The following is an 11,863-nucleotide window of genomic DNA, read 5'->3' on the forward strand; positions in this document are numbered from 1 at the left end:
TTATGCTTTTTAATTCTATAGACTTTGCTGTTTTTTTACCTATTGTATTTATAATGTATTGGGTTTTAAAAAAATCATTAAAAACGCAAAACATCATTTTATTAATAGCCAGTTATGTATTTTATGGTTGGTGGGACTATCGATTTTTGTCTTTAATAGCTCTAAGTACACTTGTGGATTTTTACATCGGTTTAAAAATTCATAAAACATCTAATCAAAAGATAAAAAAACGCTGGTTATGGAGCAGTATGTGCTTTAACTTAGGGTTATTAGGTTTTTTTAAATATTATAATTTTTTTATCACGTCATGGGTTGATTTACTGCATAGTGTAGGTTATACTGTTGAGAATACGTGGACACTGCAGGTTATATTACCTGTAGGTATTAGTTTTTATACATTTCAAACTATGTCATATTCCATTGATATTTATCGGAACCAATTAAAACCTACCAATGATTTTATTGGGTTTGCAGCTTTCGTGTCTTTTTTCCCGCAATTAGTTGCAGGACCTATTGAACGGGCTTCTAATTTATTGCCACAAATATTAAACAAGCGTGATTTTGATAAAGAAAATGCTAAACATGGCATAGAACTTATCATTTGGGGCTTGTTTAAAAAAGTAGTTATTGCAGACACCTTTGCGCCTATTGTTAATGACATTTTTTCAAATTATACCAACTATTCAGGAGGTACTTTATTTATGGGGGCAATATTTTTTGCATTCCAAATTTATGGTGATTTTTCAGGCTATTCTGATATTGCCATTGGTACAGCCAAACTATTTGGTTTTAATTTAATGACCAATTTTAATTACCCGTATTTTTCAAGAAGTATTGGTGAATTTTGGCGTAAATGGCACATTTCTTTGTCTACTTGGTTTAGAGACTATGTATATATCCCCTTAGGTGGTTCTAAAGTTGGAAAATACAAAGGTATCCGTAATGTCTTTGCCATTTTTTTAATAAGTGGGTTTTGGCACGGTGCCAATTGGACCTTTATAGCCTGGGGTGGTATACATGCATTATTATTTATGCCCTCATTTATATTAGGGACTAATAGAAAACACCTAAATGACCATAATAGTTATAATTTCAAAGAAACTTTAAAGTATATACTACAAATACTATATGTTTTTTTTATGGTAACCATAGCTTGGATATTTTTTAGAGCTGCAACTATTTATGATGCCTTACATTACATAAAAGGTATTAATTCTTTTAAAACAGATACTTCTAGTTTAATTATTTTTACCGATTATTTATTAATCATACTTGTAATTGGTTTAGATTTTATAAGATTTAAAAATATTAGGTTTCATAAAATAGTATGGCTGCTTTTGATAATAGTTATATTGGGTGCTTTAAATAGAAACACGCAAGCTGAATTCATATATTTTCAATTTTAATATGATGAAATACTTAAAAACCTTTACATTGTATATTGTGATTATTGAACTGATCCACCTCGTAATATGTTTTGCTTACAGTGGTAAAAACGCTCTTTTACCACTCACAAAATTCAATGACCCACCGCTTTATTATGACATGGATACATTGTATGGCGTAACCCGTCAAAAAAATGCTAAACAGTTAATTAATAGACCTTGGGGTGGCATTTTACATGAAACCAATAGCCTTGGTTTTAGGGATGATGCCTTTAATGAAAACCACACCTTGGTTTTAGGCAATTCTTTTATTGAGGGCTATGGTGTAAACAAACCCAATAGATTTACAGAATTACTAGAAGAAAACACAGCTATAAACATAGATAATGCCGCCTTTAGCGGGGTGTGGTCACCAATACAAAGCATTGTATTATTAGAAGATTTAATAAAAAATAAAAATATACATTACAAACGTGTCTTACTATTTATAACACCAAGCGAGTTGATGCATATTGGTAAACGCAACCCAAAAAACGATACCAATAGAAATTACCCCTATAGAGCTAACGATTCTTTACGTTTTTATAAAGCTGCCAAAAGCAGTTTTCAAAATAGCATAAGTACTATTAATAAAATTAAGCGCTTCTCAAAAAGCTTGTTCATTTTTAAACTTTATAATAGTTTTAAATATTACGGTGCTGCAAAATTTCCTAAAGCAGAATTAACGTTTGACCCAACAAGCTTGCACTGGCTCATAAAACTTATTGATGACAAAACCTTAAACACACAAATTGATATCATTATTATAAATAATCTTAACCGCCGGTACATCAAAAATATTGATGCTTTTAAGCTAACAAAACCGTCATCAAGTAACATTTCTATTAAAACCATCTATTTTCCTGATGATTTAAATAATTATTTTATGGCGAACGGTCATTTAAATGAGTTCGGTCATAAAACATTAAGTAAATTGTGTATGCCGATAATAAACAAAAAAAGCAGTGATTAACCACTGCTTTTTTTTTTCGTTTTGAGTAGTAATTTAATTTACTAGCACAAATTAAATTAATTATTTGTACAATTAATGTTAGATATACTAACATTTGTAGCGTTTTCTTCACCTATAATACAATCAGACCCTCCACTTACTATAACCGTTTCATCAATAGTTATATTAGTATTTGATTCCATAAATCGTATACCTGCTGTTAAATTAGCCGCCAAAATTTCACCTTGTAAAATACTTATATTATTACAATTAACTAATTGCACTTGTCCATTATCATTAGTATTATTTTTGTAAACAAACCCATACGAACCACTTAATACAGAAGTACCTTTAAAAAGATTGTTTTCAACTGTACAGCTATAATTATTATAGGCAGGCTTATTGTTAACACCAACAAAACGGAATGGTACTCTATCAACTTCAACAGTATTACCAACTATGCTGAGTTGATCCATATACTCTCCTGTTGGGTGAGCAACAATACCATCACTGTTTTTATTTGTGCTTTTTATTGAATTATTGTAAACTTTAGAATTTGTAATATAATCTATTACGATACCCCAGTTACAGTTGTTTATTTCATTATCGTAGACCTCTAAATCGGTGTTACTGATTTTAATCCCTGTTGAAAATCCTTTGATTATATTACCATAAACTCTATTACCATAGTTTCTATCGCCTCTATCATTTCTACCTGCAACAATTGCTGTGCCATTTTTAGAAGAAGCCACACTTGCATTGCAAATGTTATTTTTAATAATAGTGCCTATAGAGGTTGAATATGAAATTTTATTTTCAACGGTGTTACCATCAATTGTCACTCTATTACCTGTATGCACTGTAAAAGCACCTACACGGCTACCTCGCTCTATATTGTTTCTAACGATGATATCTTCTGCTTCCTCTGAGGGTCTTACCGCTTCTACATCAATTGCATAACCAGGCGCTACACCATCAGATTTAGAGGTATGTATACTAGCATCAATAAACTCATTATTTTCTATAACAATGTCATAACCATCTGTTATTGATACATGGTTACGTCTGCTTCGTATCATGGTATTGCCTGTTATCAAAACGTTATAGGCACGGGTATAAAACGCATCATGAGAATGACCTAATGCATTAACATCTAAAGCATCACCACCTGCATCCATAAGTGTCATATTTTTTATAACCACATTGTTACTCGCCTTTACCAACACCAAATGCCCCCATTCATGGGTACCACCATCAGAATAATCATGTTCATCACGGTCACCATGTAATATACCACCATCAACAGTGCTATTATCCGCTTTAAAAACAGTTAATAATACTGTGTTTTTATAGTTATTAGGCTGTACACGCAAATGCGTATTATCGGTCATGATTAAATGTACGTTGGCAGGCACTTGAATAGCAGCATCTTGGGGTGTTTGCTTTGTTTCTACAAAATTAGGTTGTGTTTGAAAATAAGCATCCATCTTATCAATGCGTATTTCAGTAATACCTAAATTAGCAATATCAGCCAATACACGGTTAATTATTAATTTGTTTTCATAAGCCACCATATCATCTACCTTACCTTCTACAATACCCCAACGTTTTGGGTCAAACTCAAAATAATCGGCTTTTACTTGTGGGGTGCTTCCGGTAATGGTAAAGGTATTATTTAACAACTCTCCACCAATTTCGGCATCGCCTAAAAAGTTCAGCGTCCCGTTAATAATATCACCACCTTCATACACAATAGTAACGCCGGCAGGTATATCTACCGTAGCCCCTTCTAAATCCATGATACAATTAATAATCACGGTACTGTTAGGTGCTAAATTGCTTAAGGTAAAATCACAAGGTTGTGTGGGGTCTGCAGCTACGTCTTCTTCTTCCGTGGTTTCTTCTTCTTCGCTGGTATCGTCGTCGTCCGTATCTTCTGGGGTTTCTTCCACCTCTTCAGGGGTCTCTTCTACAATGGTTTCTTCAACAAACAGTTCTTCGTCATTGCAAGAAACCACATTGAAACTTAAGGCGCATAGCGCTAACAGGGATAATACAAATGTCTTTTTCATAATAGGTTAAGAATTTTTGGGGGTTTGATTTGGTGTTGTAAACTTAAGCGTTTCCGTAATTAAATCGTTAAAACGATTTTGTTTTTCGATGAAATGCATCGGTTTTTGTTTTTTGTAGTCGATGAAATACAATTTTAACAGTTTTTAAGAGTTATATAAAAGGTTTAATGCGACTATATACGACCAAATTGAAATTTTAGACGTTGTAATCCCTCACTTTTTTTCAAAGCGCCGTAAAAATACTGAAAACAAACAGGCTTGTAAGTGCTTGTTAATAAGTATTCAAAGGTTTTTATTAACAATGTACTGTTGATAAGTCAATATTTAAATAGTTGGAATTTTTAGATGGTAATCATTTAGTTGTTGGTGGCGTTGAAAGTTAAAAGTTTAAAAGTTGAACGTTTAAAAGTTGAAAGTTGGCTGGTTGTTAGCTGTTGGCTGTTAGCTTTTAGTTGTTAGCTGTTAGATAGTTGGTATTGTTTTACCTTTATTATGACAGCGCCATTGTAGACGGGACTTAAAAGCGTTGAAAGTTAAACGTTTTTAAAGTTGAAAGTTGGATGTTTAGAACCTTAGAGCGTTAGAGCTTTAGATGGTTAGATTTTATTTGTTAGCTGTTGGCTGTTAGCTTTTAGCTGTTAGGTAGTTGGTATCGTTTTACATTTATTAATGCCATTGTAGACTGGACGTGAACGCGTTGAAAGTTGAACGTTTTTATAGTTTTAAAATTGAAAGTTTAAAAGTTGAAAGTTTAAAAGTTTAAAAGTTGAACGTTGGATTTTAGATTTTTAGACTTTTAGATGCTTAGAACTTTAGATTGTCAGTGTTATAGATCAACAGTAGTTCCTATTTGTCGTAATAGGAGCTCGAAAGCACATACAAGCTTCACAAAAACCATATAGATAATAGTATCATGACGTTAATTAGCATTCTATTGTTTATAACTTATTGACATTTTTTAGATGTATTATCTTACGCTAAATCATTCAAATACTTGAATTACAATCAATTAACCCTAAAAATACGCCGTTTTGTTTGTTGAAAAGATTCTTTAGAGTTTTTAAAAATTATTATCACCTTTGTAGAGCAGTTAGGCATTGAAAGACAGTGTACTATGCAAAAAAATTTTTATTATTCATTTTTAATTTTTATTTAAATGGCAATAACATTTAAAGCGCAAACGCGCAAAAATCCTCAGGATAGAACATTACCTGAGAAGTATTACGCCGCTGCCATAGGCGATGGCAGTGTAGATATGGAAACGCTCGCGGAGCAAATAGCATATCAATGTACCATTACCCAACCCGATTGTTATGCGGTACTTATGGCTTTAGAACGCAACATTGTAGATGCCCTAAAGCAAGGACGCATTGTAAAACTTGGGCACTTGGGTAATTTTCAAGTGGGTATTAGTTCGCAAGGACGCGATACCGTAGAAGAACTGGATGCCTCGGCCATTACAAAAGCCCGTATTTTGTTCCGCCCAGGTAAAAGTTTCAGACAGTTACTTAAAAATCTGTCGTTTACAAAAGCGCGTCGTTAGAATCCCGCGTATCTAGAGTGATCTAGTAAGGTCTTGAGTAGTTCCACCTACTCAGGGCCTTTTTTTTGCCCTTTGTTTTATCCATATTCATGCCTATCAATAATCACAACGGTACGCATGAGTAAAAATTTTGGTAGGCACCATCCAAACAAAGCATAGGCATCGTTTCAACACCTTACAACATGTAATATAATACGTGCGTAAAATAATTTTAACGTATTTTTACCTACAAACAAAATAAACTAAACCTACAATAAAATACAGAAAAGACGTAAAAAAAGCTCAAAAATATGGTTAGAATCCCGCGTTTTTTTGAGCTCAATCTAATAAGGTCTTGAATAGTTCCACCTACTCAATGTGTAATTTCGATGGGTTAAAAGTACTATATATTGTATAATTGTGCAAAAGAAACCCTCATTTTAATCAAAAAAATTTGAGTATCACCCACCGAAACCTTTATAAAAACAACCATTGGTCTAGTAATTATACCCCAAGGCTAATTTTTAACAATAATACCTTATTTACTTTAGTATATTTGCGCAGCTATTAACCCGTTGACACAGCACAACACCATGAAAAAACTGATTAGAATAACCACCGTACCTGGCTCTTTAGGTGGCTTATTAACAGGACAATTACAATTTATGTCGCAATACTATAAGGTATTAGGTATTGCCGACCCCGGAACAAATAATAAATTACAGCAAGTAGGAAATGCTGAAGGCATACCTACCAAAGCTGTAAAAATGACTCGTAAAATAACCCCGGTACACGATTTAAAAGCGGTGTTTCAACTTTATAAAATTTTTAAAAAAGAACAGCCCTTTATTGTACACACCCACACCCCCAAAGCGGGTACCTTAGGCATGATGGCTGCTAAATTAGCAGGCGTACCTCACCGCCTACATACCATAGCGGGTTTGCCCCTAGTGGAGGCTACCGGTAATAAACGCCGTTTGCTTAACCTGGTGGAAAAACTCACCTATGCTTGTGCCACAAATATTTACCCCAATGCTTATGGTTTGGTGGATATTATTTTAGAAAATAAATTCACACACAAAGGCAAATTAAAAGTATTAGCCAGTGGCAGCTCTAACGGTATTGATACCCACTATTTTGACCCTGCCTTATACAGTACGGCTGCTAATAGTGATACCCGTGCCCAATTGAATATACAAGCTACCGATATGGTGTATGTATTTGTAGGCCGTATGGTGGCCGATAAAGGCGTTAATGAACTGGTGCAGGCTTTTAACAAGCTGAACCAATTACACCCCGACACCAAACTTTTGTTGGTAGGCGATTATGAAACGGCCTTAGATCCGTTATTACCAGAAACCTTAAATATTATTGATAACAACACCAACATTATAAGTACGGGTTGGGTAAACGATGTACGCCCCTATTTGGCAGTGGCCAATATACTCACCTTCCCCAGTTACCGTGAAGGTTTCCCCAATGTGGTGATGCAAGCAGGCGCCATGGGCCTACCGGCCATTGTAACCAATATAAACGGCTGTAATGAAATTATTATTGAAGGTGAAAACGGCACCATTATACCCACCAAGGATAGCCAAAGCCTTTTTGAAAGCATGCGCGATTTTTACCAAAACCCCGCACAGTTTGATAGGCATACCTGCCGCCAACTCATTGTAGACCGCTACCAACGCCAAAAAGTATGGGATGCCATTTTAACCGAATACCAACGTTTAGAGGATGCCTAAATACCCATGCCAACACAAAATCCGTTTTTACATACGCTGTTTATTAACACATGGATAAAGCATTGTAAGCCTCATACAAAACCATTACAGATACAAGGTATTAAACACTTGCAATTTTATAAAGCCAAAGGGTTTAAATTGTATAAAAATATAGGCGATACCCTTACCCATGGGCTGCACTACCAGCTTGAAGACAGTTTACCAAAACGCCTAAACAAGGTGTGTATGGTGTACGATGTGCTTGAAGACACCCCTACACCAAACACACATACACAGGCCCCTATAGCTATAAAAAAAATACAACAATACAAAGGCTATAAAATTCATACCAACCGTTATAAAACCCTAGAAGATTATACAGCCTCACAGCTAAGTAGTAAAACCCGCTGGAAGTTAAAACGGGCAGCGAAACGTTTACACAGCTGTTTTGAGATACGCTATGAAACGTTTACAAGCACAAACATTAACAGCAGCACCTATGAAATGCTTGTAGATACTTACCATGCCCTATTAGATAAACGCACGCAGCAGCAACAACACTATAACCACTGGTTAACACCTGAAAAACAAGCCTTTTTTAAAGACCTGTTTTGGGCTTTATTACAAGATGATCAAGCGCTGGTATTTGTTATTTACAAGCAAGATACCCCTATTAGCATTACCTTTAATTACTTAGCCAATAATAGCATGATTTTAGGCGCTCCCGTGTTTGATAATGCTTTTGAAAAATTTAACCTAGGCTACTTAAGTACCTTAAATCAATTGGCTTGGTGTATAGCGCATGATATAGAGACTTTTGATTTTTCAAAAGGGTACTACCCTTATAAAAAACGGTTGGCAGATACCGAATATCACTTTTATTACCATATTATATACAATAAAAAACACCTATTATCAAAGCTAATAGCGGCGGTATTATCTGCCAAAAACAGCACCAAGCAATGGTTAAGAACCCATAATATAGACAGTCTATGGAGCCGTTTGTTATTTAGATTAAAACAGCAAACAACCAAACCCTACACCCTACAAATGACGCCTTTAGCGGCGTTACCCGATGCCCACACCCTAGAACTTATTAATTACAACGAAGCGGCTTACGCATTTTTAAAACCTACCGTTTACAATACGGCCTTTAAACACGTACTACCAGAAAACAAACTTCGCCTGTATAAAACGCGACACTCTAAAAAAAGTTTTATATTAGAGGCGCAAACAACCTACCTACACATACAAGTTGTTTAAAAACACCCTAAACACCAGCATGCACACCCTATTACACGCTATACGACGCCATAGCTTTTGGTTAAAAGACCGCTTGTTACAACAAGGCGTTGCACAACATATACAGCACATAAAAAGCATACAAAAAGCAGGGGTTTCCCCGAAGCAAACACCCAACAAAGCCCTGTTTGCCTTATTACAGCATGCGTGCCGTACCACACCGTTTTATGCGGTTTATAAAGACAACCCCTTAGAACGCTTTCCGGTGATTACTAAAAATACCATAAGAGACCACTTGTCCGATTTTAAGGCTTGTAACTACCTAAAAAAGCCCCTTAAAACCATTAAAACCAGTGGTTCTACGGGTGCACCCCTGCAAATAGCGCATAACACCAACAAAGTACAGCGCAATACCGCCGATACCTTATATTTTGCTGGCAAGCTCAACTACCGTGTGGGCGATCGGTTGTACTACATGCGCCATTGGTTAGACTATTATAAGAAACCTGCTTGGGCATACTGGCTACAAAACATACGTCCTATTGAGGTGTTAGCGCTAGATGATGCCTATATAGGGCGCCTACTCCATCAGCTTAAAAAGGATGCTAGCCCTAAAATATGGCAAGGCTATGCCTCGGCTTTTGATACCATTGTGGGCTATTTAGACCGTACCAAGGCTGCCCCCATAAACATACCCCGCCTTAAAGGCATCATCACCATGTCTGAAGCCTTGAACCCTTATACAAAACAACAACTAGCTTATTACTTTAACGTACCCGTAGTGTCGCGTTACTCCAACATGGAACAAGGTATTATAGCGCAACAGCCCCCCAACGCCGACCATTTTGAAATTAATTGGAGCAGCTACCATGTAGAAGTATTAGATATGAATGCCGATACCCCAGCGACCCCCAACAGCTTAGGCCGTATTGTGATTACCGACCTGTACAATCATGCTACCCCTCTAATACGCTATGACACAGGCGATTTAGGCATTATGAATCACAGCACAAACCCGCCGGTGTTTACGCATATTGAAGGCCGAAAAACTGATGTGATTTATAACACCCAAGGCCAAATTGTAAGCGCCTTTATTATGATGCACAGCTACAGTTTTGAAGGACTCCTACAAAGTCAGCTTATTCAAGAAACCAAGACCGCATACACGCTAAAACTAAACGTTACCGAAGCATTCCACCAAGAAACCGAAATTATAGCACGTTTTAAAGGCTTTTTAGGCAACGATGCCCGTATAGAAGTAGTGTATATAAACGAAATACCCGTGCTAGCCTCTGGTAAACGTAAAGCTACGGTGAATCATTATGTAAAGGAATAGGCGTTTATTTTCAATTAGGTTGAAACGTTTAAAAGTATAACGATAATTAAGGTTCTAAAAGTTAAAGACTAAAAACCAACAGCTAATTACTAACAACAGTCTCCAGTTCACAGTTCATAGTCTCGAGTTTAATATACATTCTAAAAATCTAATGTTCTAACAATCTAACCATCTAAGATTCTAAAAATCCAACTTTAAACTTTAAAACTTTTTACTTTCAACGCCTTCATGCTCAGTCTACAAATACGTGAAACGCTTAAAAGTATAACGCTAATTAAGGTTCTAACAGCTAACAGCAACAACCTCCAACAACAAATTCTCGCCCTATGGTTTTGTAATCTCATAATTTTATAGAATATTAGCCTTTTTAACACAATTGTTTTCTTGTAACCATGTTTACCCTATGAATACAAAGACTTTAGAGTTTGGTTCTTTTTTTCAAAAACCTGTAACTGCAGACTATCAAACGCATCATCATACATTTAAAAACCAGGTATTATTTTACAACGGACGGCATGCTGTTAAATACTTGATAGATACCATTATGAGTTTACATACGGTGAACAGCATTTGGATTCCTGAATATTATTGCCAGCATGTAAGCCACTGGTTAAAAACGTGTTACAACACCATTAAAACCTACCTGGTAGATCCTAAAAACCACCCAGACCAAGTTATTACAATACCAGAAGCTATAGACCATGATATTATATTAATTAACAACTTTTGGGGTACGTCTTCATGTCATATAAATACAGCTGGAAAAACATGCATAACCATAGAAGACCACTCACACGGTTGGTTGAGTAAGGCTTGCCTAAACAGTACTGCCGATTACTGTTTTGCATCCTTACGAAAATCATTACCCATACCGCTTGGGGGTATGGCATGGTCTAACACACACGCATTGCCAGCATACCGTAGCGACAAAAAAGCTGACACCTTTAAAACCATTTGGGATACAACCGCAGCGGCCATGACCCAAAAAGCCGATTTTTTAAATACCAAAGATAGTACCGTTGAAAAAAATGCGTTTTTAGCATTAGTTAACACTGCCGAACTTGCTATGCATCAACATCATAGTATTGAGCCTCTAGACCCCGCACATGAAGCCCTTATAAGGCAATGGTTACCCTTTGACGCCCTTTACTACAAAAAACATCATGAAACGCTTTTAAAAAACCTTGTAAAACCAGCACTACAACCCCAATGGTGTACCGCTGATGGCACAAATTTTGGATGGCTATATTACTTTGAAACGCAAGACCACCTCACCCGTTTTAAACATTACTTGATAACAAACAAGGTATACCCATCACTACTATGGCCCGACAACCCTGAAAGTTATGGCTATTATTTAAATCTGCACATAGATTTTAGATATACTACAGACCATATAACCCAGCTTGCAGAAATACTAAACAATGCTCCGTTGTAACGACGTCTAAAATTCTAACCATTTAATAGTCTAATCATCTAATCATCCAACTTTAAACTTTAAAAACTTTCAACACATTTATGTTCAGCCTTCGGTCTTTGGCCTAATAGTTCATTGAAATGTTTAAAAGTATAACGCTAATTAACACTCTAA

Annotated in this window: 8 protein-coding genes; 7 read left to right on the plus strand and 1 reads right to left on the minus strand. The window is 35.8% G+C overall.

The window, feature by feature from the left end:
* Positions 1–2: 2 nt before the first annotated feature.
* Positions 3–1,406, plus strand: a complete 1,404-nt coding sequence (locus tag ACXAG4_RS12595; RefSeq protein ID WP_475296432.1) for an MBOAT family O-acyltransferase — start codon at positions 3–5, stop codon at positions 1,404–1,406.
* Position 1,407: 1 nt separating this feature from the next.
* On the plus strand, positions 1,408–2,397 hold the full coding sequence (locus ACXAG4_RS12600) for a hypothetical protein (protein ID WP_475296433.1): 990 nt from the start codon (positions 1,408–1,410) through the stop codon (positions 2,395–2,397).
* Positions 2,398–2,453: 56 nt separating this feature from the next.
* Here ACXAG4_RS12600 and ACXAG4_RS12605 read toward each other — a convergent pair whose 3' ends face one another.
* Positions 2,454–4,448 (minus strand): right-handed parallel beta-helix repeat-containing protein, encoded by a 1,995-nt coding sequence (locus tag ACXAG4_RS12605; RefSeq protein WP_475296434.1) that lies wholly within the window; start codon positions 4,446–4,448, stop codon positions 2,454–2,456.
* 1,156 nt (positions 4,449–5,604) lie between these two features.
* On the opposite strand from ACXAG4_RS12605, the gene ACXAG4_RS12610 reads away from it, so the two are divergent.
* The 5 genes from ACXAG4_RS12610 to ACXAG4_RS12630 all read left to right on the plus strand — a co-directional run bounded on the left by ACXAG4_RS12610 (position 5,605) and on the right by ACXAG4_RS12630 (position 11,710).
* Positions 5,605–5,991: an HU family DNA-binding protein gene (locus tag ACXAG4_RS12610; RefSeq protein ID WP_475296435.1), complete on the plus strand. Its 387-nt coding sequence runs from the start codon at positions 5,605–5,607 to the stop codon at positions 5,989–5,991.
* Positions 5,992–6,563: 572 nt separating this feature from the next.
* Positions 6,564–7,715 carry a glycosyltransferase family 4 protein gene (locus ACXAG4_RS12615; RefSeq protein WP_475296436.1) on the plus strand — a complete coding sequence of 384 codons (1,152 nt, stop codon included), beginning with the start codon at positions 6,564–6,566 and terminating at the stop codon, positions 7,713–7,715.
* A 6-nt stretch (positions 7,716–7,721) separates the two neighbouring features.
* A complete protein-coding gene (locus ACXAG4_RS12620; protein ID WP_475296437.1) occupies positions 7,722–8,957 on the plus strand; it encodes a GNAT family N-acetyltransferase in 1,236 nt (411 codons plus the stop codon).
* A gap of 19 nt (positions 8,958–8,976) precedes the next feature.
* Positions 8,977–10,272 (plus strand): phenylacetate--CoA ligase family protein, encoded by a 1,296-nt coding sequence (locus tag ACXAG4_RS12625; RefSeq protein WP_475296438.1) that lies wholly within the window; start codon positions 8,977–8,979, stop codon positions 10,270–10,272.
* 403 nt (positions 10,273–10,675) lie between these two features.
* Positions 10,676–11,710 carry a hypothetical protein gene (locus ACXAG4_RS12630; RefSeq protein ID WP_475296439.1) on the plus strand — a complete coding sequence of 345 codons (1,035 nt, stop codon included), beginning with the start codon at positions 10,676–10,678 and terminating at the stop codon, positions 11,708–11,710.
* The last annotated feature ends 153 nt before the right edge of the window (positions 11,711–11,863 follow it).

It is taken from the genome of Seonamhaeicola sp. ABD4_175 (genome assembly GCF_056160885.1).